The sequence below is a fragment of the Variovorax sp. VNK109 genome, from assembly GCF_049445855.1.
GTDB lineage: Bacteria > Pseudomonadota > Gammaproteobacteria > Burkholderiales > Burkholderiaceae_C > JAGOCV01.
Window position 1 is genome coordinate 686,592 of record NZ_JBMSDV010000002.1, and the last position, 22,212, is coordinate 708,803.

At 61.3% G+C, this 22,212-nt stretch carries 22 protein-coding genes; 11 read left to right on the top strand and 11 right to left on the bottom strand.

Translation table 11 applies throughout. The annotated features are described in order from the left end of the window. Positions 1-44 precede the first annotated feature (44 nt). Entirely contained in the window at positions 45-266 is a 222-nt protein-coding gene (locus ACO2Q9_RS10840) for a hypothetical protein (protein WP_153064232.1), read from the bottom strand. Positions 267-476: 210 nt separating this feature from the next. Further along, positions 477-1,175: an SOS response-associated peptidase gene (locus ACO2Q9_RS10845; protein WP_423311108.1), complete on the bottom strand. Its 699-nt coding sequence runs from the start codon at positions 1,173-1,175 to the stop codon at positions 477-479. Positions 1,176-1,211: 36 nt separating this feature from the next. Between ACO2Q9_RS10845 and ACO2Q9_RS10850 the strand changes: the two genes are divergently transcribed. From ACO2Q9_RS10850 to ACO2Q9_RS10890, 9 genes are all read left to right on the top strand, one after another. Next, positions 1,212-1,658, top strand: coding sequence for a LexA family protein (locus ACO2Q9_RS10850; protein ID WP_423311111.1), 447 nt, complete (start codon positions 1,212-1,214; stop codon positions 1,656-1,658). A 20-nt stretch (positions 1,659-1,678) separates the two neighbouring features. Further along, a complete protein-coding gene (locus ACO2Q9_RS10855; protein ID WP_423311113.1) occupies positions 1,679-2,977 on the top strand; it encodes a Y-family DNA polymerase in 1,299 nt (432 codons plus the stop codon). 175 nt (positions 2,978-3,152) lie between these two features. Next, a complete protein-coding gene (locus ACO2Q9_RS10860) occupies positions 3,153-4,994 on the top strand; it encodes an ATP-dependent nuclease (RefSeq protein WP_423311117.1) in 1,842 nt (613 codons plus the stop codon). Further along, positions 4,991-6,769 carry a UvrD-helicase domain-containing protein gene (locus tag ACO2Q9_RS10865; protein ID WP_423311120.1) on the top strand — a complete coding sequence of 593 codons (1,779 nt, stop codon included), beginning with the start codon at positions 4,991-4,993 and terminating at the stop codon, positions 6,767-6,769. The genes ACO2Q9_RS10860 and ACO2Q9_RS10865 overlap by 4 nt, the downstream gene beginning before the upstream one ends. A 771-nt stretch (positions 6,770-7,540) precedes the next feature. After that, complete coding sequence (locus ACO2Q9_RS10870; protein WP_423311122.1) at positions 7,541-7,819, top strand: hypothetical protein; 279 nt, start codon at positions 7,541-7,543, stop codon at positions 7,817-7,819. 279 nt (positions 7,820-8,098) lie between these two features. Next, positions 8,099-8,551 (top strand): PaaI family thioesterase, encoded by a 453-nt coding sequence (locus tag ACO2Q9_RS10875; RefSeq protein WP_423311124.1) that lies wholly within the window; start codon positions 8,099-8,101, stop codon positions 8,549-8,551. A gap of 233 nt (positions 8,552-8,784) precedes the next feature. After that, positions 8,785-8,865, top strand: coding sequence for a heavy-metal-associated domain-containing protein (locus tag ACO2Q9_RS10880; RefSeq protein ID WP_423311250.1), 81 nt, complete (start codon positions 8,785-8,787; stop codon positions 8,863-8,865). A gap of 219 nt (positions 8,866-9,084) precedes the next feature. Beyond that, on the top strand, positions 9,085-9,456 hold the full coding sequence (locus ACO2Q9_RS10885) for a hypothetical protein (protein ID WP_423311126.1): 372 nt from the start codon (positions 9,085-9,087) through the stop codon (positions 9,454-9,456). Positions 9,457-9,554: 98 nt separating this feature from the next. Beyond that, positions 9,555-10,082, top strand: coding sequence for a DUF4148 domain-containing protein (locus ACO2Q9_RS10890; protein WP_423311128.1), 528 nt, complete (start codon positions 9,555-9,557; stop codon positions 10,080-10,082). A gap of 137 nt (positions 10,083-10,219) precedes the next feature. Here ACO2Q9_RS10890 and ACO2Q9_RS10895 read toward each other — a convergent pair whose 3' ends face one another. From ACO2Q9_RS10895 to ACO2Q9_RS10930, 8 genes are all read right to left on the bottom strand, one after another. After that, on the bottom strand, positions 10,220-10,633 hold the full coding sequence (locus ACO2Q9_RS10895) for a hypothetical protein (protein WP_423311130.1): 414 nt from the start codon (positions 10,631-10,633) through the stop codon (positions 10,220-10,222). Further along, positions 10,615-11,547: a cation diffusion facilitator family transporter gene (locus ACO2Q9_RS10900; protein ID WP_423311132.1), complete on the bottom strand. Its 933-nt coding sequence runs from the start codon at positions 11,545-11,547 to the stop codon at positions 10,615-10,617. The genes ACO2Q9_RS10895 and ACO2Q9_RS10900 overlap by 19 nt, the downstream gene beginning before the upstream one ends. Before the next feature lie 429 nt (positions 11,548-11,976). After that, complete coding sequence (locus ACO2Q9_RS10905; RefSeq protein WP_423311134.1) at positions 11,977-12,357, bottom strand: hypothetical protein; 381 nt, start codon at positions 12,355-12,357, stop codon at positions 11,977-11,979. 60 nt (positions 12,358-12,417) lie between these two features. Continuing rightward, on the bottom strand, positions 12,418-15,603 hold the full coding sequence (locus ACO2Q9_RS10910; RefSeq protein WP_423311136.1) for a CusA/CzcA family heavy metal efflux RND transporter: 3,186 nt from the start codon (positions 15,601-15,603) through the stop codon (positions 12,418-12,420). Between the two features lie 15 nt (positions 15,604-15,618). Continuing rightward, positions 15,619-17,229: an efflux RND transporter periplasmic adaptor subunit gene (locus ACO2Q9_RS10915; RefSeq protein ID WP_423311138.1), complete on the bottom strand. Its 1,611-nt coding sequence runs from the start codon at positions 17,227-17,229 to the stop codon at positions 15,619-15,621. A gap of 2 nt (positions 17,230-17,231) precedes the next feature. Then, complete coding sequence (locus ACO2Q9_RS10920; protein WP_423311140.1) at positions 17,232-18,587, bottom strand: TolC family protein; 1,356 nt, start codon at positions 18,585-18,587, stop codon at positions 17,232-17,234. 158 nt (positions 18,588-18,745) lie between these two features. Next, on the bottom strand, positions 18,746-19,105 hold the full coding sequence (czcI, locus tag ACO2Q9_RS10925) for a cation efflux protein, CzcI family (RefSeq protein ID WP_423311142.1): 360 nt from the start codon (positions 19,103-19,105) through the stop codon (positions 18,746-18,748). Positions 19,106-19,179: 74 nt separating this feature from the next. Next, entirely contained in the window at positions 19,180-19,518 is a 339-nt protein-coding gene (locus ACO2Q9_RS10930; RefSeq protein ID WP_423311144.1) for a DUF4148 domain-containing protein, read from the bottom strand. Between the two features lie 156 nt (positions 19,519-19,674). On the opposite strand from ACO2Q9_RS10930, the gene ACO2Q9_RS10935 reads away from it, so the two are divergent. After that, the gene (locus ACO2Q9_RS10935; protein WP_423311146.1) at positions 19,675-20,361 is read left to right on the top strand and encodes a heavy metal response regulator transcription factor; all 687 of its coding nucleotides are present in this window, start codon (positions 19,675-19,677) and stop codon (positions 20,359-20,361) included. Then, a complete protein-coding gene (locus ACO2Q9_RS10940) occupies positions 20,358-21,695 on the top strand; it encodes a heavy metal sensor histidine kinase (RefSeq protein ID WP_423311148.1) in 1,338 nt (445 codons plus the stop codon). The genes ACO2Q9_RS10935 and ACO2Q9_RS10940 overlap by 4 nt, the downstream gene beginning before the upstream one ends. Before the next feature lie 3 nt (positions 21,696-21,698). Here the strand turns inward: ACO2Q9_RS10940 and cadR are convergent, their stop codons facing one another. Beyond that, positions 21,699-22,187, bottom strand: coding sequence for a Cd(II)/Pb(II)-responsive transcriptional regulator (gene cadR, locus ACO2Q9_RS10945; RefSeq protein WP_423311150.1), 489 nt, complete (start codon positions 22,185-22,187; stop codon positions 21,699-21,701). Positions 22,188-22,212: the final 25 nt, after the last annotated feature.

Below are 22,212 nucleotides of genomic sequence, written 5' to 3' on the forward strand. Positions count from 1 at the left end.
GGGGAGTTCAAGAAGTGCTGAGCGTCGCCGTTTGGTGGACTCGCTCAAACTTGCTCTGAGCCATCTAGAACCGGTTTGTTGTGCGTCTTTGGCTGGGTGCCCAACGATCCTATTTCCGCATCAGGTCGCTCGAGATGGCTTGCGTAGCCTTCGACCTTTAGTCCCGCAGCACGGGTTTGCGCAACGGCTTCGGCAACGCCCCGACGTGCATCCGTCAGGAGATCATCGCCAAAGAAGTAGCTGTCGAATTGAGGAGTGGTAGTCATGCAGCGCCTTTCCCCGATGGTATGGCAAGCGGAAAGGCGGTTCAACGGCAGGCGCAATGGCCAAACTGCAACGGAAGCAGGATGCTGATGTGGTACATCTTTAGCAACAACTGCCCCGTGATGGCTGTGTGGCTCGACCACCTGCTGCTCGGGGGAAAAGCCGGCGCAAGCCGGTTTTTTCGTTTCCGGGCGTTCACCCGTTTAAACACCTCATACAAGCCCAACGGGTAGTTCCAGATGTTGCGTCGGATCCTTTGCCCGGTGCACAAACAGCTTCAGCGGCGGAGCCTTGATCAGCGCCTCGGCCTGTTCGATAGTGCCGCGCAGCCAGCTATCCCAATCCCCCTTTTCCAGCGGCACCACCGTGCGCTTATCCTGCTTGTCGGGCGCGCGCTTGGGGTCAGGCCGGTGCATCAGATTTAGCACCGGCACGTCGTCGCAGTTCTGCGTGATCATGGAGTAGCTGGGTAGCACCTCGCCCGTGGCCGGGTCGGTCCACTCGCTCCACAGGCCCGCCAGGCCCCAGGGCTCGCCATCGGCGCGCTCGAACTGCCAGGGGATGTGCTTGCCGATGCCCCAGTAGGGTTCGACGTACCGCTGCGCCGGAATGATGCAGCGCTGCCCCTTGCGCCAGGGGCCACCGAAGGTCCAAGACTTGGTCATGCCCTCGCGCCTGGCGTTCACTGTGTTCAGGCGTTTGCCATCCTTGCCGGTGGGGATGTGTGTTTTGGAGTTCGGCGGAATCATGCCCCACTGCCCCACCACCAGCTCGCGCCCTGCTTCGCCCTTTGCCCGCAGGAACGGCCCACGGTACAGCGGGCTCATCTTGTCGCGCCATTCCTCCTCGGGCAGGTCACCGAAGTGCAACACCAGCTGCTCGCGGCCCGGGACCTCGTAGTAGGTACACATGGCAACATTCTGGCAGTAGATGGCTATACTGTGAATATGTACAGCATTTTGGATTCCCCCCTGCCCGTGCCATATGACGCGGCCGTGCAGGCGCTCGCGCTGCCATTGTGCGGCGTGAGTGTGCGCGCGGGGTTTCCATCGCCTGCTGACGACTTCGTGGTGGAGCGGCTGGACATCATGCAGTTGCTGGTGAAGCATCCCCAGGCCACTTATTTCTGGCGGGTGCGGGGCGACTCGATGCGCGACGCGGGCATCGATGACGGCAGCATCATCGCCGTGGACCGGGCGATCAAGCCGAAGCACAACAGCATCGTTGTGGCCATTGTGGACGGCGAATGCACGGTGAAGTATCTGCATCAGCGTGCCGGCCGCATCAAGCTGCGTGCGGCCAACCCCACCTATCCCGACATCATCCCCCGCGACAGCCAGACCATTGAGGTGTGGGGCGTGGTGAGTGGGTGCGTGAAGCTTTTTCTCACCTAATTTGATGGAGGGAGGCCAGCATGTATGCCCTGGTGGATGGCAACAATTTTTACGTGAGCTGTGAGCGGGTGTTCCGCCCCAGCCTGAACGGCCGACCGGTGGTGGTGCTGAGCAACAACGACGGCTGCGCCATCGCCCGCAGCAATGAAGCCAAGGCCCTGGGCATCAAGATGGGCGCGCCGTGGTTTCAGATACGGCACATGGAAGAGACCCACGGGCTGGTGGCCTTGAGTGCCAACTTCACCCTGTACGGCGACATGAGCAACCGCATGATGAGCCTGGCGGCGGGCCTGGGCCCATCGCAGGAGATCTACAGCATCGATGAGTCGTTCATCGGCATGCAGGGCATGCGGGGCGACCTGATCAACCGCTGCCACGCCATCCGCGACCGCATCAACCAGTGGGTGGGCATCCCATGTGGGGTGGGTATCGGCCAGACCAAGACGCTGGCGAAGCTGGCCAACTACGTCGCCAAGACGGCAGAGCGCAAACCGGGCAGCTACCCGGCCGAGCTGGCCCAGGTGTGCAACCTGACCGCCCTGCCCGCCCAGGACCTGGACGATGTTCTGGCCGCCACGCTGGTGGAAGAAGTCTGGGGCGTGGGCCGCAAGATCGCGGCGCAGCTGCATGAAGGTGGTGTGCATACCGTGCTGGACCTGACGCGTCTGGACCCGGCCACGGTGCGCAGGCGCTGGAGCGTGGTGCTGGAGCGCACCGTGCGCGAGCTGCAGGGCATGCAATGCATTGACCTGGACGATGCACCAGCACCCAAAAAGGAAATTGCCTGCACGCGGGCATTCGGCCAGGCAGTGACCGAGCTGCCGCCGCTGGTGGAGGCCGTGAGCGAGTTCGCCAGCCGTGCGGCCGAGAAATTGCGCAAGCAAGGCAGTCTGGCCAGCCAACTGCTGGTGTTTTGCCACACCTCGCCGTTCCGGCCCGGGCCCCGGTTCAACCGCAGCATCGTGGTGCCACTGCGCCGTCCGACGGCCGACACCGGCAAGCTGGTGTGGGCCGCATCCGCTGGCATGCGGCGCATCTATGAGCCCGGCTTCAAGATGGCCAAGGCCGGGGTGATGCTGCTGGACCTGATGCCGGGCAGCGTGCTGCAGGGCGAGTTGGATCTGGAGGATGAAGACCACCGGGATCGCACCCAGCTGATGGTGGCGCTGGATACGCTCAATCACCGCTACGGCAAGGGCACCGTGCATTCAGGCGCCACGGGGGGCACCAACAAGGGCAAAGACTGGGGGATGAAGCAAGAGAGGCGCACGCCGCAGTACACGACGCGGTGGGAGGATGTGCCGGTGGCGCGAGCGTAAGAGTGAACTAGCCGTACCGCGGAGACCGCTCAGCAGCGGTTGCGGCATTTCGAATGCCTAAACGCGATGCCCGAAAGCGGACGCCCGCCGATTACGTTCAACTGCCCGTTTGACGTCGACTAGTCGAGCGGGCATGCGTCAGCCGGTTAGCATTTGATCTAGGGAGAGACCAACAATGCACCTGGCCAAACTGGTCATCAAGAACTTCCGCAAGCTCAAGCATGCGGAGCTGTCATTTCAACCAGGCCTGAATGTCTTGGTCGGCGGCAACAACGTCGGCAAGACGGCCGTGGTCGACGCCTTGCGCGCGCTGCTGGCCGGGCACGACGAGCCTTATCCGCGCCTCGGTGAAGAGGACGTTCGCAGGCCCAAGGGCGGCACGTCGTCCGGGGACATCGTCTTCGAGTACGTGTTCACCGGCCTCAACGCGGACGATGAAGCAGATTTCCTTGCCGCCCTCGTACCCGATGCAGCTGGCAAGTTCGAGGCCCATATCAAGATCCGCTACTCGGAACCCGATAAAGGCGGCAGGCTGCGCGCCAAGCGATGGTGCGGCGAACACGAGGACATCGGGCTGACGGCGGACATGATGGAGAACCTCAGGGGCGTGTACTTGCCACCACTGCGCGATGCGTCCCAAGGCCTCAAGCCCGGCCGCACCAGCCAGCTTGCGCGACTTCTGCAGCTGCTGGCCGAGGAGGATGGCATCGAAGGCATCGACAAGGCGCTGCAAGACCTAGACAAAGAGCTGAAGAAGCACCTGCCCATAGTCAATACTCAGAAGGCAATTGGTACCCGGCACAAGACGATGCTGGGCGAGCAGCTCGCGCAGCTACTAGAGGTCGGCCTGAGCGCCAGTGACTTCAAGAGCTTGAAGTCTCGCTTGTCGTTGGTGGTGGATGCCTTTGAGATCGAGCAGAACGGGTTGGGCTTCAACAACCTGATCTACATGGCGGTCGTGCTGAGCGAGCTGACCAAGAACCCCGACTCCTGCTATCGGGGCCTGATCGTCGAAGAGCCCGAGGCTCATTTGCATCCTCAGCTTCAGGCCGTGCTGCTGCAGTATCTTCAGTCCATCCAGGCCGTCGACGGCGAGAAGCCCGTCCAACTCTTCGTCACCAGCCACTCCCCGAACTTTGCGAGCATCGCCAACCTGGACAGCCTAGTGTGCCTCGTCGACACCGGCACAGCGGTCGAGACATTCCTTCCTCGAAGCATTGATTTTGACAAAGGTAAGCGCGAGAAGCTTGAGCGCTACCTCGACGTCACACGCGCCGAGCTCTTCTTCGCCCGTCGCGTCATCTTCGTCGAGGGCGCTGCCGAACTCATGATGGTCGACGCGCTCGCCCAGCGCATGGGATTCAACCTCCGCCAGCATGGTGTCAGCCTTATAAGCGTCGAGGGACTTAACTTCGATTCGTTCCTTCCCCTATTCGGGGACAACGCGCTGAAGATCAATGTGTCTGTCCTGACCGATGCCGACCCCGTGGCGCCCAAGGTTGGTCCGGCGAGCGCGGCTGCGGATCCAGCGGCTGCGCTCGCTGCCGCACCGGTAGCGGCGTCTACCGTGGCAGAGGACACCGACGAAGAAGAAGACGAGGATGCCGAGCCGGTCTACCCGGCACCGGGCGACACCATCATCGTCTCTGCCAACACGGCCAAGATGAAGACCCGCGAGGATGACCATGTCAGGGTGTTCCATGGTCTCAAGACCTTCGAGTACGACTTGGCCCTGGAGGCAGACAACCGCACGGCCATGATCAAGGCTTTGAAGGAACTGCGGCCGCGGATCGCCAAGTCTCTTGAAGTCACCGTCGCCGGTAAGGTTGGTGATGCAGAACAGGCCAAGGCGCTGTTCTGCGGGATGTTCGAACGCAAGCAGAACAACGTCCAGAAAGGCAGCTTCGCCCAGTCTTTGGCGCAGGTCATTTCAGACAAGACCGTCCCCTTTGAAGTGCCGGCCTACATTCAGGCTGCTATCAAGCACGTTTGCCATGCGGCAGTGCCAACGTCATGAGCGGGCTCACAACTGAACAGCAAAACGTCGTCGATGCGCCGATGGTGCCGTTGTGCGTCATCGCCTGCGCCGGTAGCGGCAAGACCAAGACCGCCGTGCACCGCCTCGTCCGGATGCGCTGCAATCTCGGCGCGGCGCGAGGCCGCGTGGCGCTGCTGTCGTTCTCCAACGTGGCGGTTAACACCTTCCGCAAGGCCTATGACGACCTAGCGAGTAGCCTACCGTCCAGCCCCGGCCGGTCGCGGGTTGATATCGACACGCTGGACGGGTTCATCACCACCCACATTGTTCGGCCACATGGCCACCGGACTATGAAGTCCCCGCGAGCAGCTTATCTTGTGACTGGCAATGAGGCCTTCCTCGAGGGCTTCAAGTTCCCGACGTCGACGTTTCCTCAGTCGATCAAGGCGCTAAACTTGGCGTTTGTAAACGGCAAAGAGGTCTTCTTCCACGTGTTCAACGACCAGGTCAACCTGGTCGACGATTCCGTCTCCCGCAAGCTCATCGCAAGACTGGGCTGCACGGGTGCCTACACCCACGACCTCGGCCGCTACTGGGCGTACCGGTCGTTGAAGGAGCAGCCCAAACTGCTTGCGGCACTGGCGCGCCGCTACCCGCACATCGTGATCGACGAAGCCCAGGACATCGGGTCAGTCCATCAAGCCATCTTGGAGCTGCTGATCAGCGCCGGCTCATGCGTGACGCTGATCGGAGACCCCAACCAGGGCATCTACGATTTCGCGGGCGCCGATGGCAAATTCCTCACCAACTATCACCAACGCCCCGGCGTCCAGCAGCACTCCCTGCAAAAGAACTTCCGGTCGGCCCCCAGCATCGTGGATCTAGCCAACAGCCTGTGTGGCCGCGGCGACGTCGCTGAACGGCCTGCGCCGACAGCGCCTCACGGCGCCTTCTTCATCGGCTACAAACGCGACCAACATCGCCAGGTCTTCACGGCATTTCAGGTCGCGATGTCCGCCGCCGGCTCTGACGCCAAGCGATCCGCCATCTTGTGTCGCGCAAAAAAACAGGCCGGAACGATGCGTGGTGACGACGCACCGGCCGGCCAGGGCCTCGTCAAGGCGTTCGCTGCAGCCGCGGTGCTGCGTGACCGGCGCCAGGATTTCCTGAAGGCGTTCCAGCGCGTGGCCATCGCCGTGGTCACCTTGCTGGACAACGCGCCCAATGGTCTTGTGAGCCAGATTACCCAACCTTCCAGCAATCCGGCCGACCGGGAACTGCGGAAGGTCGTTTGGGCATTCACTCGCGACAAGGCCACTGGCCTGCCGTCATCGTCCCTGATAGCCGACCAGGAGTGGCACGCCCAACTTTTGGCACGCATTAAGGTCCTGCTGGCCAAATTGGAATCGGACTTCGGGTTCAAGCAGGTCGCCAACCTCGGCAACAAGCTGACCAAGAAGGCTTTGCCGAGCACGGCATTGACCAGCGCTGAGAACTTGGCCCACAGTGACGCCAAGGCCTTGCGGATCGACACCGTACACAAGGCGAAGGGAGAAAGTCTGGATGCGGTCCTGTACATGGCTACCAAGGAGCACGCGCAGGCACTGCTGGATGGCGTCTCGACCGAGGTGGGCCGCATCGGCTACGTCGCGGCGACGCGCGCCCGAGACCTGCTGTGGGTTGCGGTGCCGCACAACTCTTTAAAAGACCTTCGACCCCAGTTTCTAGCGAGAGGATTCAAGGAGGTGGGGGCTGTAGCGACGCCGGTGCCCGGAACCAAGTCCATGTCGGGCACGGGGAGTCGCAATGACTGACGATTGACAGCTACCAGCTTGAAGCGGCCGGGTCGTAGGACGGCAGTGCAGCGGTTGCCGACGGTGGGTGTTGCCAGGTGAGCTCACGCCGACTGCCACGAAGCGGCTGTTGGGTACATCGACCGGTGCTAGCCCGAACGGCGACTGTACGAGGTACTGCGGTCATAGAACTTCCGCGCCCGCTGGCGCCAGGCCACCGACCGCTTTCACACCACTGGACTGGCTGTACAGACCGAGGCTGGTTTGGAAACGCGCGTTTTGACTGCGGTATCCACCCCCTTGCAGGGCGTGTTCACCGGATCGAACACGCTCAGGGTGTATGCGGTCCCCATGCCGTCAGCCCGATCGCGACATCAGCAGCGCCAGGCCACCGATCAGGGGTGATCTCGGTTTCGTTGCGAAATCGGAATCCTGCGTCAAAAAACCGACCAGCGACAACAACTTAGCAGCGTTTTATAGTGTCTCCCGGATTGGGGAGGACGCTGATGTCGAGCTACCGGTACAGATTTGTCGGCTACGAGAAACTTCCATCGGGCCTGAACGTTGACGATGTGCAGTTGCACTGCCGTCTGCCTGACCGTTTGGTCAAGGAGATTCGCGATAGCAATTATGCAAAGCGCTACCACCTGGGGCTTGCTGTCCAACTCTCCTTCCTTGCCCTGACTGGCAGAAATCCAGACAGCAAACTCCGAATGCCGACGGCAATGCTGCGCCTGTTGTGTGAGCAGCTTGGCATCTATTCCAATACCACCGCTAGGAGAGCGTTTGGGCATGACGGCGCAGGGGGCACGCAAACTGGAGCAAGCCGAGGCCAACGGCACGATCACGCTGAATACGCTTGCACGTTTGGCTCATGGCCTGGATTGTGAAGTGCACTACATTTTTGTTCCGCGAACGAGTTTGGTGGAACAGGTGCTCAGGCGCACTCAAGAGATTGCAGGAATTCCATTGCCGGTGACATTGAAGGGAGCCGAGGCGCTGGGAGATGCGCAAACGCTGATGGCCCTAACCAGCGCACTGGCAAAAGTAAGCAAGCGGGGCCTCTGGTGATTCCGTGCCGGCGCTCCTCTCGACACAACCCCATGTAGCGCGCCACCCCTCGCGATGTGCAGGTCTGGGTCTGTCGGCTCCCAACCCGTATTTTTTTCGCGTGAGCAGCTCGCGGGGTACTAGGGGACTTGCAATGGGTCAAACTACGAGTCTTTATTGGAGAAACCCCCTCCGCAAGCGCTTTGGATGCAAGATTGGACGCACCCTCGATGTAGATTTGGACGGTACTTCAATGTAGATTTGGACGCTAAACGCTCCATTCCTCCAGCCAGCTTTCCCATGCAAAGTCCGACCATCCCGTTTCGTCTAGCTTCTCCGCAGCGCGAAGAGCAATTGGCTCAATTCAACGCCAGGAAAGAAGTCGCTTGGTTTGGGTTTAGGGGGGCGTTTGAAGAGCCGGGCTTGGCGATCATCAGTTTCACCAAAATCGAATCCGGCCTTCAGGGAGGCGGAGGAACCGCGGCAATCAATGGCGGCGTCATCGCCGCAGGGTTTGATGCAGCCTTCGTACTTGCCGGTTTGGGTCACTACGATTCCAAGGTCGTTGTCACCCTGGAGTTGTCGGTGAAGTTCTTGTCACTTGCAATTGTTAGCGAGTCGCTGGCCTTCCGAGCGCATGTGGTCCGCTCCGCTAAACATTTCTCGTTCGCGGAGGGTTTTCTCTCTCAGGCAGGTACAGGGCCAGCCCAGCATTTGGCAATTGCCACCGCTATGGTGGCCCCTGCGCGCTAGGCACGCGGCGGGAAGGCGCAAGGCGCCAAAGGTGTCCTTCCCCTCGGCTGAGATGGAGATTTTCGACGGTCGTTCACCCTAGGTGCGAGCGTTCTAGCTCGTAGAGACACCACCAGCACTGGGTTCGTTTGCTGCTCTCTGTTCTTCTATGCCGATTGAATTCCGTGAGTCCTTGGCCTTACAACCGCGGCAAGGTTCATAGTCAGAACGTGAATCAACCAAAGGAGTTTCACATGGTCCATTTCAATGTTCCTGATATGACGTGCGGCGGTTGCGCTCAGCGCATTCGTCGAGCAATAGCTCAGGCCTGTTGATTTCCACGCATCCGCACCCCAGTGGGTCACTTCTGCGTAGAAATCAACACTGCATAGGCCTTTGTGACCCTCCGTGGCTAGCTTAGACACAGTGCTGTCAAAACTGTAATGCTGCGGTCAGCGGCCCGTGGGCGGCGGATTTCTAGACTTGTCTCCGAGGCGCAAGTAGGTTGTGCCTCCTGAATTCTCACCCGGGCGTTCAGTGCTAAGGGAGACCCCATGAAAGCTCGTTTCGCCCTCATCGCATTCAGCTTGGCAGCCACTGCTACGGCGTCTTTCGCTTCGACCGCGTTTCACACCAGCCCTAGCCAGGAAGAAGGTGCCACTTTCGTGCCATCTCACCTGAGCGGCACCGTCAGCCGGGAAGACGTCCAGCAAAACGTGCTCGTTGCGCAGCAAAACGGATCGTTGCACTGGATCAGCCGCGGCTACCCCGCCACCTATCCACTGGTTAAGGCACCGGTATCAAACAAGAGCAGGCAACAGGTTCTGGATGAACTTCAAGCGGGTCAAAAGGGCCCCGCCACTACAAATGGCGTGCGCGACCTAGGCGGCGAGATCGGCTGGGTCGAAGCCCACCAAGCGCCGTGAACGGCTGAGGGCCTTCGGGCCTGGCACACGCAATGCAATCAACCCCGCCCATCCAAGGCACCACTTTTCGCTTCCAACCATTGATCTCAAGGACCAACATGAAACTCAAGACCACTCTCATCATCCTCGCCCTGAGCGCAGCCCCTGCATTCGCTCTCGATGCCAGCCATGGCGCCCAGTCCAAGACCCGCGAGGAGGTTAAAGCCGAGCTCTCGCAAGCCCTGCGCAGCGGCGACATCATGGCCGGCGGGGAAATCGGCGCCAAAGTCAGTGAGCTTAACTCCGTTGGCTACCAGTTGAGGACCCCGGTGCTGGGCAAGACCCGGGACCAGGTGCGGGCGGAACTGGAGCAGGCCGTTCGCAGCGGTGATACGCTTGCCGCCGGGGAATCCGGATCACGGCTCAATGAACTGCAGCCCAACCTTTATCCGTCCAAGATGGCGCAAGCCGGCAAGACACGCGAGCAGGTCAAGGAGGAACTGGCAGAGGCCATCCACATCGGGGACCTGATGGCCGCCGGCGAGGTCGGCCGCAAGCTCAAAGAAATCTACCCTGGCCAATACCACCAGCACCACGTGGGCTCGACTGGCGCGAACTCGAGCCACTCCAATGGCCGCGATCTCTGAAGATCAGATCCAAAGCCCAGTCGCGCTGGGCTGGCCCACCCTCACGCTCCGTGGTGGGGCAGCAGCGCCGTTCACTCGTGCACGCCGGGTGCGACCGGTGAGGTATCTGAATCGACCGACTGGAGCTGGCCTGTGCTCTATTTCATCTCGCGTTTGACGAGGGCCGCCGAGCAATCCCAAACCTTGACGTAGACCGGCTCTCCAGCAACCACGGCTACATCTGCAGGCAGGCGCGCAACGGTCCAGCGCGACCGACCCACCTCTCTCCACTGGACAATGGCGAGCCGCTCTTGCGCACGATCCAACTGATCGGCCTTGCACCGGCGCTGGTAGAACGCCAGGTCCTGAGCAGTGGCTTCAACCCTGCTGACTTTGCCCACGCGCCAACCCTCCGCCCACGGCAGGGAGTTTTCATACACGGGGGTGGCGCAGCCGGCGGCGAGCAAGGCCACGACACACAGCGCTGGCAGGCGCAACCTGTTTGCGCAGCCCTGTGCAAACCAGGAACCGAGGGTGATCGTCCGCGCGGGATTCACACGGGTGCTTTCCAATGATCCGCACCAGCATTCGAGGCGCCGGCGGCAGCTGTACCGCAGGCTTGGGTTTCCAACTGGATGGTGGTGTGGGTGATCTCGAATTGCTTCGCCAGCAACTGGTTGACGGCGTCCAGCATGGTGGCAGGGTCTGCCGCTTGCGGGTTGTAGACGACGTGAGCGCTCAGACTGGTCTTGGCGCTGCTGACCGCCCAGACATGCAGTTCATGCACGAACACCACCCCTGGCAGGTCCAGGAGCGCACGCTTGAGCTGAGGCAGATCGATGCCTTCGGGGACACCTTCGAGCAGGATATTGAGCGTCTCTTTCAGGAGGATCCAGGTGCGCGGCAGCACCCACAAGCCGATGGCCACGGCAATGACGGTGTCGACCCAGTTCCACCCTGTGAACAGAATGACCAGCGCTCCCACGATGACTCCAATCGAGCCGAGCAGGTCGCTCCAGACTTCAAGGTAGGCCCCCTTGACGTTGAGGCTGGAATCCTTGCCTGAGGACAGAAGGCGCATGCTCACGAGGTTGACGATCGTGCCCAGTACAGCGATCACCAGCACCCCTGTGGTCTGGACTGCCGGCGGGTTGCTCCAGCGTTGCCACGCCTCATAAAGGATGTACGCCGCAACGCCAAACAGGAGCAAGGCATTGAACGCGGCGGCCAGGATCTCAAATCGGTGGTAGCCAAAGGTGCGCCGGTCGTCGACGGCCCGGCGCCCGACCCGAATGGCCGCCAGCGCAATGGCCAGCGCCGCCACGTCGGTGAACATGTGTGCGGCATCGGACAGCAGAGCCAGGCTGTTGAGCATGAAGCCACCAATGACCTCTGCCAGCATGAAGCCGCCGGTGAGCATCAGCGCGTAGCGCAATGCCTTTTCGTTTCCCGCCGCTGGCAAGGCGTGGTCGGAACCCTTTCCCATGGTCTGTCTCCTCAGATTCAGTCTGGTGATGTCATCGACCGCGTTCAGTCCGCGGTCCTCGTCCGAGCTTGGCGCTCAGTGACGCCGCCGGTGCCGAGGCTTACCCGTGGTTCGGCACTTCAAGCGCGCAATTTGCCGGTCCCTCAGTCTCTTGGCCAGTCGCCGGCTGTACTTGGTTCGAACGTCCATCGGGGGATGGCGTTTGAGCCACATGTGCCGCAGCCGCCAGAACACAAACACAGAGACCAACAGGCCGATCCAGATCCAGAACAACTTGGCGAAGAGCCCGCCCGGGCCCGCCTGCATTGACATGGATCGCTCCTTTTTTGCCCCTAAGGACAAGAACATGCACAGCGCCGAGTGGCGGTCCGGGCCCGCCAATGCGGGGTCGTTCGCATGGACTGGAGCGATGCTCGGGCGGCGTTGGCGTTACTTCAGCGTGAAGCGGACCGAGGCGACCAACTTGCCGGCCTTCGAGACGGCGACCACGGCTTTGGCACCGGCGGGGACCTTAAAGCTACCCGTGGCTTCCAGCTTGCCGTCACCGGCTTGGAGTTGCACCTCCTGCTTCTCAATGCCAGCCAGCAGGGTGACCTTGGCGGTCATCCCCGCCACGGCAACGGGTTTGCCGTGGTCGCGCATGTAGAGCTGCAGTTTGTCGGTACTGGCGACGAATTCGTACTCGACGTCCTTGGCTTCCGCCACAGCACCACCATGCATCGGCTTGACGTCGTGACCGTGGTTGTCGGCTGCGATGGCTGCGCCAGAGATCGATACCGTGAGCGCGAGAATGAGGTGGGAGAGTTTCATGGCAGTTCCTTTGGGGTTGGAGAAATGGGGAGGTCCCGCGATCAGCGGGACCGCCTTCGACTACACAGGCTTCGGTGCGTTCGGGTGGGAGGGCTCGGCAGACACGTCCTCGGCTTCTTCATCGGGCCTGTGGGCCAGCCGGTAGAGAATCGGCAGCACGAGCAGCGTGAGAAGCGTAGATGAAAGAATTCCACCGATCACCACGGTAGCCAGAGGACGCTGGACTTCCGCGCCGGTGCCTGTGGCGATGGCCATGGGAATGAATCCCAGCGAGGCCACCAGGGCGGTCATCAGCACCGGGCGCAGCCGGGTCAGGGCGCCATCCCGGATCGCTTCGTCCAGGCCGACACCGCCTTCCCTCAGGCTGCGGATGTAGGAAATCATCACCAGGCCGTTGAGTACCGCCACCCCGGACAGCGCGATGAAACCAACGGCCGCGGAGATGGACATCGGAATATCCCGAAGCCAAAGCGCCAGAATGCCCCCCGTCAACGCGAACGGGATGCCGGTGAAGACCAGCAAACCGTCCTTGGCATTTCCAAACATCGCGAACAGCAGCACGAAGACCAGCAGCAGGGAGACCGGCACAACGATCTGCAGGCGCTTGGTGGCCGACTGCAGGTTCTCGAAGGTTCCACCCCAGCTCGTCCAGTAGCCGGTCGGGATCTTGATCTGGGCCAGGCCTTGCTCCGCCTCTGCAACGAAGGAGCCCACATCACGTCCGCGCACGTTCGTGCTCACGACGATGCGCCGCTTGCCGTTTTCTCGGCTCACCTGGTTGGGGCCCGGAGCAAGCTCGAATGTTGCGACCTCACCCAATGGGATGAAGTTCGTCTTGGCTTCCGTCCCACCGGCAGAGCGTGGCAACGGTATCGGCAGCCGCTTCATGCCTTCCAGGTCGTTACGAAGGGCCTCTGGGAGGCGAACCAGGATGTCGAACCGGCGGTCTCCCTCGAACATAGTGCCGGCCTCACGACCACCAATGGCCGTGGCCACGGTGTCCTGGATGTCGGCGACGTTCAAGCCGTAGCGCGCTGCCTTCTGGCGGTCGATGTTCACCGTGAGCATCGGAAGGCCTGTCGTCTGCTCGACCTTCACCTCAGAGGAGCCCTGGATCTTTTGCAGCATGGCGGAAACTTCTTCCGCGGACTTGTTCAACACATCCATGTCGTCACCGAAAATCTTCACGGCTACGTCACTGCGCACCCCCGAGATAAGCTCGTTGAAGCGCAGCTGAATGGGCTGAGAGAACTCGTAGTTGTTGCCGGGGATCTTGCCAATGACTTCCTGGATCGCCGCGAGCAGCTCATCACGGGTCTTTCGAGGCTCTGGCCATTCATCCACCGGTTTGAGCATGATGTAGCCGTCAGAAATGTTCGGCGGCATGGGGTCCGAAGCAATCTCCGCAGTACCTGTTCTGGCGAAGATGCGCTCGATCTCGGGGAACTTTGCTTTCAGCGTCTTTTCGATCTGCTGCTGCATCGCCACCGACTGGGAAAGGCTGGTGCCCGGAATGCGCAGTGCCTGGATCGCGAAATCGCCTTCATTGAGGTTGGGTACAAACTCGCTGCCCATGCGGGTCGCAATCAATCCGCACAGGACCACGACAACCGCGGCAATGGTGAGAACCAGCGTTTTGGCGCCCATCACGCGATCAAGCATTGGGCCGTACAGGCGTTTGGCGTGGCCCAGCAGAAAGTTCTCCTTCTCGCTGACCCGATTGCCGATGAAGAGGGCCACCGCTGCCGGGATGAAGGTTACCGACAGGATCATCGCGCCCACCAAAGCGGCAACCACCGTGAAGGCCATAGGGTGAAACATCTTCCCTTCAACGCCCGTCAGCGCGAAGATGGGCAGGTACACCACCATGATGATGAGCTGTCCGAACAGCAATGGGCGGCGAGACTCCTGGGATGCCAGGAACACTTCATGAAAGCGCTCGGCCCGCGTCAGCGGCCGGCCGTGGTGCGCCTGGGCATGGGCAAGCCGCCGAACACAGTTCTCCACGATCACCACAGCGCCGTCAATGATGATGCCGAAGTCCAGCGCCCCCAGGCTCATCAGGTTGGCACTCACCTTGTAGTGGACCATCCCGGTGAAGGTGAAGAGCATCGACAAGGGGATGACCATTGCCGTGATGACTGCGGCCCGGATATTGCCCAGAAAGAGGAACAGGATCACGATCACCAGAACCGCGCCTTCCAGCAGGTTCTTCTTTACCGTATTGATGGCCTTGTCGACGAGCACGGTGCGGTCATAGACCGTCACCGCGTGCACGCCCTCTGGGAGGCTCTTGTTGACCTCCAGCATCTTCTTGTCCACTGCCTGAGAGACGGTCCGGCTGTTTTCTCCGATCAGCATGAACACAGTGCCGAGAACCACCTCGCGCCCGTTGTCCGTTGCGGCACCCGTCCGCAGCTCCCGGCCAATGCCCACGTCGGCCACGTCGCGCACGCGCACAGGAACACCGTTGGCACTGCTCAGGATCACGTTGCCGATGTCCTCCAGCGACTTGACCTGCCCAGGGGCGCGAATCAGGTACTGCTCGCCGCGCTTTTCGATATAGCCCGCGCCAACATTGCCGTTGTTGCGGTCCAGTGCCGTAACAACGTCTTGCAGCGTCACGCCCAGCGAGGCCAGTCGTTCCGGGATGGGGGCGATCTGGTACTCCTTGGCAAAGCCGCCAATGGAGTTGATTTCGGTCACGCCAGGAACGTTTCGCAGTTGCGGCTTGATGATCCAGTCCTGAATCTCGCGCAGGTCGGTCGGGGTGTAGGGGCTGCCATCGGGCTTCTTGGCCCCATCCTTGGTTTCGACCGTCCAGAGATAGATCTCGCCCAAGCCGGTTGAGATGGGCCCCAGGGCTGGCGTGATGCCGGCGGGCAGCCGGTCTCTGGCTTCCTGGATGCGCTCATTGACCAATTGGCGCGCGAAATAGATGTCGGTTCCGTCCTTGAAGATGACGGTCACCTGCGACAGTCCGTACCGTGACAGCGACCTGGTCTGCTCCAGGTTCGGCAGGCCGGCCATGACCGTCTCGATGGGATACGTGACGCGCTGCTCTGTCTCCAGAGGCGAGTAGCCGGCGGCCTGGGTGTTGATCTGAACCTGGACGTTAGTAATGTCGGGGACCGCATCGATCGGCAGCTTCTGGTAGCTGAAGACGCCCAGCGCCGCCATGCCCAGGGCCGCCAGCAGCACCAGCCATCGCTGCTCGATCGAGAATCGAATGAGTTTTTCAAACATGTATGCGCTCCGGGATCAGTGCGTGTGTTCGGCAGATCCCTTGCCGAGTTCGGACTTCACGACGAAGCTGCCTGTCGAGGCGTAGGGCATTCCGGGCTTGAGTCCCGACAGGACTTCGATGCGCTTGCCATCGCTTCGGCCCAGCTTCACGGGTTGGGCGATGAAGCCACCGTTGACCTTGAGGAAGACCACGGGCTTTTCTCCGACGTTCTGGACGGCGTCGGCCGAGATGGTCACAGGCGCTTCCGTCTCTTCGGACACCACCTCGACGTTGACGAACAGGCCGGGGCGCCAGGCGCCCTTGGGGTTATCAAGAACGACGCGGGCCTTGGCCGTGCGGGTCTGCTCGCCGATCAACGCGCCCACGAAAGCGACAGTGCCTGTGGCGGAGGCGTCAAACGCGGTGGCCTTGATGGTCACCTTCTCGCCCACCCGCACCGACGGTAGATCCTTTGCAGGAACATTGATCTCAGCCCACACCGTGGAAAGGTCCGAGATGGTGAACACCGCCGCATCTTCCTTCACCGCTTCGCCAAGACTCAGGTGCTTCTCGATCACGATGCCGTCAAAGGGCGCGCGCAATTCGATACGGTTCAGTCCGGACACGGACGAGGTGGACAGGCCCAGCGCACTGAGCTTCTGATTGGCGTTGGCGACAGCGACCTCGGCTTCGCTGAACGCCTGCTTGGCCTGCAGGTAGTCCTGTTCGGCAGAGACCTTCTGCTCCCACAGCTTCTTTTCCCGCTCGTGGGTGGTCTTGGCCAGCGCCAGGCGCTTTTGCGCGGTCTGCAGCTCGCTGCGCTGCTCCGAAGCGGTCGGGCTCGCGATGGCGGCAAGAACCTGCCCCTTCTTGACGACCTGGCCCAGGTTGGCGCTGACACTCTCCACCACTCCCGCCAGGCGGGGAACCACGTGCGAGGTGCGATCCTCGTTCAGCCGGATCTCGCCGGGCAAAAGCAGCGCCGTCTTGATGTTGGCTGCCGACGCAGAGTCCACCGTGATGGATGCGGCCTTGATCTGGGCATCGGTCAGCTCGATCTTTCCCTCTTCCTTGCTCATCACGAACATGAAAGGTTCGGTGGCCGTCTGCGCAATGATCTCAATGTCGAACGCGTGGGGTTCGGCGACGATCTCGCGGCTGACCAAGCTGTCTTTTTCCGCGGCAAACGTCAGCTTCTGCTTGTCGTCTGTCGGGCGGATCACTGTTGCCGTGACCGTTACAGCGGTCAGGGGGAGCGGCTTGTCCTTGTCGGACAGCCAGATCCGTAGCCGAGGCTCGCCGCCGTCTTCGGACAGCAACGCTTCCAGGCTGAAGTCGCCTTCCTTGAACACGGTACCACCGTGGGGGCCTTTGGCTTCACTCTTTTCATGGTGCTCGCTATCGGCATGGCCCTTGTCGTCTTCGTGGCCTTTTTCACCGCCCTTGCCGTGGTGTTCTCCATCACCGTGCCCCTTGGCCTCGGTATGGCTGCCGTGGCCGTGGCCATCGCCCTCGGCGGCGACTGCTTTGGGCTTGCCGCCGCCCTGCAGGATGAAGGCTCCTGCCCCGACCCCGAGCGCGAGGACAACGGCAATAGCGATGAGATGCTTTTTGCTGATGGTGGATGTGCTGGTGTTCATGGTCATGCTCAGTTGTGCGTTGCGATCAAGCCGGAAACCGTGCTGGTCCCGAGCAGGCGGTCGACATCCGCCGCCGCGCGGTGTGCCTCGCCCAGGGCTTTGAGATACTGGGATTTGGCGGTGAAGTAGGTGCGCTGGGCATCGAGCACCTCCAGGAAGTTGAACTTTCCGTTATCGAAGCCAATGGTGGCCGCGTCATAGGCCGACTTCGCGCCTGGCAGGACGTCCTGTTGCAGCGACTGGATCTCCGCAGTGATCGTGGAAAGGCGCTCGCGCGCCTGCGCCACTTCGCTGTGCAGGCGCACTGTGGCCCCTTGCAACTCGTCACGGGCCTTATCCTCAAGCTTGAGCGCTTCCAGCAGGTTGCCCTGGTTGCTGTCAAACACAGGCAGAGGCACAGAGACACCAAACAGAAGGACGTTGCGTTGGGTCTCGTTGCTGCGCTGCATGCCGACGCCGACGGTGACATCGGGCACGCGCTTGCTTTGTTCCAGCTCGGTCAAGGCCTGGCGCCGATCCACCTCGATTCGAGCGAGGACAACGCCTGGTGAAGAAGAAATCAAGGGCTGAAGATCGGCGAGGGGCGGTACCGCGGGAAGGTTGTCGGCTTTGCCCTCGAGGACGGTGAACGGCGCGTTGATCTGTCCCAACAGCGCAAACAGGCGAGACAGTGCATTGCGTTGTTCGCTGGCTGCCTGGGCGAGCTCGACGCGAACGCCGGCTTGCGCAACGCGGGCCTTGGACTCTTCCACAGGTGAAACCTTGCCAGCTGCTACGCGCTTGACCACGGTATCCGTCGACGACTTGGCCAATGCCACGCTGTCTTTGGCAAGCGCCAATCGCTCCTGCGCTGTCAGGACATCGAAGTAGGCAGCGGCCACATTGGCCCGCACGGTGGCCTTCAACTCAGCGAGCTGGGCCGCCGCATGCTCGCGTGACTTTTCGGCCGCCTTGGTGCGCGCTGCACGCTTTCCACCCAATTCCACGGGAAGGTTGAGCTGCCAGCTTTGCGTGCGTGTTTTGGACCTTGCGTCTTCCAGCGAATAGGCAAGCTCGGGATTGGGCCGTGAGCGCCCTTGAAGAATCTGCCCCTGTGTTGACTCCAACTGACGCGTAGCGGCAGCCACCTCTGGATTCCCTTCCAAGGCCAACTCGATGGCCTTGGCCAGCGACAGAGGCTCAGCGGGAGACACCGCGGCATTCCGGGGCGCCTGTAATCCAACGACTGTGCCTTGCGACATGCCCTGCGAAGAGGCTCCGCCCGAGAAGGTCAGCAATATGGCCGCGGCACCTGCTGCGAGCCTGAATTTCGTGCGGCCGCGCCATGCGTGCGGCTTTCCGTGAAGGTAAATTCCCTTGAACATCCGATTCTCCAGTGATTTCAAAACACGAGGGAATCGGCGGGGTGGCAACCGTGCAGCTGCCTGGCAACTCGTCAGTCAGAAGCAGCCGCGACACGCACAACTGCAGCCGCCAAGGGGCGGTCACGACTGACTGAAAGAAGGAGAGATGCCCCCGCCGATCAGGCGAGGACGGGCCACTGTGGGCGGTCGGGAGGTGTGGGCGTTACAGCCGCCAAGCGCTCACCCGACGATGAGTCCACAAGGCTGTCATGGGAGACGCCTTGTTTAGCACAGGACCAGTTGAGGGCCCCGATGCCGGCACCATGGCAAACCGAGCAGTCGACATCGAACTGGTCTGCGCCTTGGCCGGTCTTGTCGGCTTGCCCGATCCCGCTTTTGGCTTCGTGCTTGTGTTCGTGGTGCCCAACGTGCTGCGCCTGGGCGGTCGAGTTCTCGTGCATGCAATAAGCAGTCACCGCGGACCAGCTGAACTGGAACGGGAGCAACGCAAGCAAAAAAACGGCGATTAATCGGCGCATGGTTTAAGTCTAGCATGCGCTGAAAGCGCGCGCGTGAGGCATACATGACCACTGAAGAGCGCTGGCTCTCACAATCAGCGAGCGCCGCCATGCAGGTCCAATAGGACTTTTTTTTCAGCTGCCGACAAGTTGAGAAATTCCTGTTTAACCTGCTCGCGCGTCTTTGTAGCGACCGTCGCTTTGACGGGCAACACACCTCCGCGAGAGAGGATCGCAAGCGTGCCATCCTTGCGCGCGACTTCAACAGATTGAAGCACTTCGCCACGGGACATTGAGCTCTGCATGTGGTCGGGATGGGTGGTCATGCCCACTTCGCCGCCGGCGGCGTGGTATAGCGACGAAGCAGATGCCAAGCCTGGGGCCGCGATAGCGAATGCAATCAGAGTATGCGTGAGAGGGTTGCGAACGGTCATGGTGTTGTCCCTTGATTCGAATGAGCCATCGGCGACATGCCGCGGCTATGCCTTTCGACACAGGGGTACTGTAGAAATCGGCGCGCGACAAGGCGCCAACAGCCAGATGACAAATTCGTAATCTACGAATAGGCGGCATTCTTCGAGAATGGCACCATGAAAATTTTGCTCATTGAAGACGAGGTCAAGCTGGCCGAGTACCTGCGCAAGGGCCTCGGAGCGGTCGGCTATGTGGTGGACGTCGCCCATAACGGGGTGGACGGCCTACACATGGCACTTGAAGGCGGCCACGATCTGCTGGTGCTGGACGCGATGCTCCCAGGGATCGACGGCTTCAGCCTGCTCACGGCCTTTCGAAAGACCAGGCAGACTCCTGTCTTGATGCTCACAGCCAGGGTCAGTGTCGAGGATCGGGTGCTCGGACTTCAGACAGGTGCCGATGACTATCTGGTCAAGCCCTTTGCGTTTTCCGAGTTGAGCGCCCGTATCCAGGTTCTGCTCAGGCGCACCCAAGGTGCGCGGGACGCGGCAGAGCCCACGCAATTGCGTTTGGCCGATCTGGAGGTCGACCTAGTGCGGCGCAAGGCGTCCCGAGGCGGCGAGCGCTTGGAGTTAACTGCCAAGGAGTTCCTGCTGTTGACCCTTTTCCTGAGAAGGAAGGGAGAAGTGCTTTCTCGCACGGAGATCGCGGAGCAGGTCTGGGACATGAACTTCGACAGCGATACCAACGTGGTGGAGGTCGCCATACGGCGCCTGCGCACCAAGATCGACGTGCCCTTTGACACCGCGCTGCTGCACACCGTACGCGGCATGGGGTACGTCATGGAAGAGCGCAACGGATGAAGGCCCTGGTCAAACACCGCTCATTGCGCCAGCGGTTGTCATGGTGGCTGGCACTTCAGAGCTTTGCCGGGCTCGGCCTGGTCTGTCTGGCCGTCTACCTAGTGACCCAATTCAACTTCCGAGATCGGCAGGAGGAAACGCTGGCGCAAAAGGAGAACGTCATCCGACACTTGCTGGTGGATGGCAAGGAGCATGGAGATTCGGAAGACCTTTCTCACAAGCTCGATGATTTTCTGGTGGGGCACGGAGATCTTTCGCTTGAAGTCGCGCAGGCCGATGGGGCTGTCCTCTACGCCCATACCCGCAACCAGAATGCGAATACGGTCTGGCGCCAGCGGCAGTTCGAAGTGGCACAGTCTGCGGGCCAGACGCCCTCAAAGAGTTTGCGCGTGCGGCTGTCGCTGGACATCCAGACCGACAACCAGTTGCTGCACCGGCTTGCAGTCACCTTGCTGGTGACAGCCATTGGTGGAGCCGTCGTGGTTTCGCTGGGCGGCTTCTCCCTGGTCAACCTGGGCCTGGCGCCCGTTCGAAGACTGGCCAGCCAGACGCGCGCAGTGTCGGCTGACAACCTGCACCAGCGGCTCGATGGCGCTGAGCAGCCCCTTGAACTCGTGCCGCTGATCGACCAGTTCAATGCACTCCTGGCTCGTATCGAAAAGGCTTACTCCCAGATGGAGGGCTTCAATGCGGACGTGGCGCACGAGTTGTGCACGCCTTTGGCCACGCTCATTGCCAACAATGAACTTGCGCTGCGGCGCCCCGAGCAGGCGGATATTCGCGAGGTGCTGGCGTCCAATCTGGAGGAGCTGCATCGCCTGACAGGTATCGTCAACGACATGCTATTCCTGTCCCAGGCGGATCGGGGCGTGGGGGCACGTCGCGCGCCCGTGGCGAGCCTGGCATCGGTGGCGGCCGACGTGCTGGACTACCACGAGGCAGCGCTGGCCGAGGCGGGTCTCACCGCGAAAGTAATTGGCGATGCACGTGGCACCTTCGATGTGCCGTTGTTGCGCCGGGCCTTGTCCAACTTGCTGGGAAACGCCACCCGCTACGCGAGCAGTGACTCCATCGTCCAGATCAACCTGAGAACTGTTGAAGAGGACCGCGTGCTGATCAGTGTCACAAACTACGGCAACACCATCGACCCCGAAATACTTCCCCAGTTGTTTGACCGGTTTTTCCGGGCGGATCCAGCTCGCAGCCATGGGCAGAGCAACCATGGCCTGGGCCTGGCAATCGTGGGCGCGATTGCCCGCATGCACCAAGGCAAGCCGGTGGCCAGGTCAGAGAATGGGGTGACAAGTGTCGGGATAGAAATTCGCGCCCACTGAAGATCAGCGTCGTTTGTTGTTCCGCGGCCTGGGAGCCACGCCGATATCACGATGGGCTCCTGGCGGGTGGGCCTCGCTGGGCATGTGATTATGCTGAAGTGCCGCATTGGCCAATCCGCCCAAGATGCCGCACTCGCCGGCGAGGTGACCTGGTGAGCACTGTTGTTGCAAGCTGCGCAATTCCGACTCCAGCGCTTGGAGTTCCCGGATGCGAGAGACCACGTGCCCGATGTGCTCTTGAAGAAGCGCGTCTACCGCGCCGCAGTTTTCGTCCGGAGCGTCCTTGAAGTGCAACAGCACCCGGATCTCATCGAGCGTCATGTCCAGGCAACGGCAATGGCGGATGAAGGCCAGGCGCTCGACATGGCTGCTGTCGTAGACCCTGTAGTTGCTTTCTGTGCGCATCGCGATCGGCAGCAGGTTCTCGCGCTCGTAGTAGCGAATGGTCTCGGTCTGCGTGCCGGTGGCCTTGGCAAGTTCGCCGATTTTCATGAAGCGTCCTTTGCGAATTAAAGTT

Excerpts from the sequence above, each read along its gene's own strand:
- ACO2Q9_RS10920 (WP_423311140.1), bottom strand. The coding sequence starts at position 18,587 with ATGTTCAAGGGAATTTACCTTCACGGAAAGCCGCACGCATGGCGCGGC.
- ACO2Q9_RS10870 (WP_423311122.1), top strand. The coding sequence starts at position 7,541 with ATGACGGCGCAGGGGGCACGCAAACTGGAGCAAGCCGAGGCCAACGGC.
- ACO2Q9_RS10935 (WP_423311146.1), top strand. The coding sequence starts at position 19,675 with ATGAAAATTTTGCTCATTGAAGACGAGGTCAAGCTGGCCGAGTACCTG.
- cadR (WP_423311150.1), bottom strand. The coding sequence starts at position 22,187 with ATGAAAATCGGCGAACTTGCCAAGGCCACCGGCACGCAGACCGAGACC.
- ACO2Q9_RS10910 (WP_423311136.1), bottom strand. The coding sequence starts at position 15,603 with ATGTTTGAAAAACTCATTCGATTCTCGATCGAGCAGCGATGGCTGGTG.
- ACO2Q9_RS10860 (WP_423311117.1), top strand. The coding sequence starts at position 3,153 with ATGCACCTGGCCAAACTGGTCATCAAGAACTTCCGCAAGCTCAAGCAT.
- ACO2Q9_RS10930 (WP_423311144.1), bottom strand. The coding sequence starts at position 19,518 with ATGACCGTTCGCAACCCTCTCACGCATACTCTGATTGCATTCGCTATC.
- ACO2Q9_RS10855 (WP_423311113.1), top strand. The coding sequence starts at position 1,679 with ATGTATGCCCTGGTGGATGGCAACAATTTTTACGTGAGCTGTGAGCGG.
- ACO2Q9_RS10940 (WP_423311148.1), top strand. The coding sequence starts at position 20,358 with ATGAAGGCCCTGGTCAAACACCGCTCATTGCGCCAGCGGTTGTCATGG.
- ACO2Q9_RS10885 (WP_423311126.1), top strand. The coding sequence starts at position 9,085 with ATGAAAGCTCGTTTCGCCCTCATCGCATTCAGCTTGGCAGCCACTGCT.
- ACO2Q9_RS10840 (WP_153064232.1), bottom strand. The coding sequence starts at position 266 with ATGACTACCACTCCTCAATTCGACAGCTACTTCTTTGGCGATGATCTC.
- ACO2Q9_RS10915 (WP_423311138.1), bottom strand. The coding sequence starts at position 17,229 with ATGACCATGAACACCAGCACATCCACCATCAGCAAAAAGCATCTCATC.
- czcI (WP_423311142.1), bottom strand. The coding sequence starts at position 19,105 with ATGCGCCGATTAATCGCCGTTTTTTTGCTTGCGTTGCTCCCGTTCCAG.
- ACO2Q9_RS10880 (WP_423311250.1), top strand. The coding sequence starts at position 8,785 with ATGGTCCATTTCAATGTTCCTGATATGACGTGCGGCGGTTGCGCTCAG.
- ACO2Q9_RS10850 (WP_423311111.1), top strand. The coding sequence starts at position 1,212 with ATGTACAGCATTTTGGATTCCCCCCTGCCCGTGCCATATGACGCGGCC.
- ACO2Q9_RS10875 (WP_423311124.1), top strand. The coding sequence starts at position 8,099 with ATGCAAAGTCCGACCATCCCGTTTCGTCTAGCTTCTCCGCAGCGCGAA.
- ACO2Q9_RS10890 (WP_423311128.1), top strand. The coding sequence starts at position 9,555 with ATGAAACTCAAGACCACTCTCATCATCCTCGCCCTGAGCGCAGCCCCT.
- ACO2Q9_RS10905 (WP_423311134.1), bottom strand. The coding sequence starts at position 12,357 with ATGAAACTCTCCCACCTCATTCTCGCGCTCACGGTATCGATCTCTGGC.
- ACO2Q9_RS10865 (WP_423311120.1), top strand. The coding sequence starts at position 4,991 with ATGAGCGGGCTCACAACTGAACAGCAAAACGTCGTCGATGCGCCGATG.
- ACO2Q9_RS10845 (WP_423311108.1), bottom strand. The coding sequence starts at position 1,175 with ATGTGTACCTACTACGAGGTCCCGGGCCGCGAGCAGCTGGTGTTGCAC.
- ACO2Q9_RS10900 (WP_423311132.1), bottom strand. The coding sequence starts at position 11,547 with ATGGGAAAGGGTTCCGACCACGCCTTGCCAGCGGCGGGAAACGAAAAG.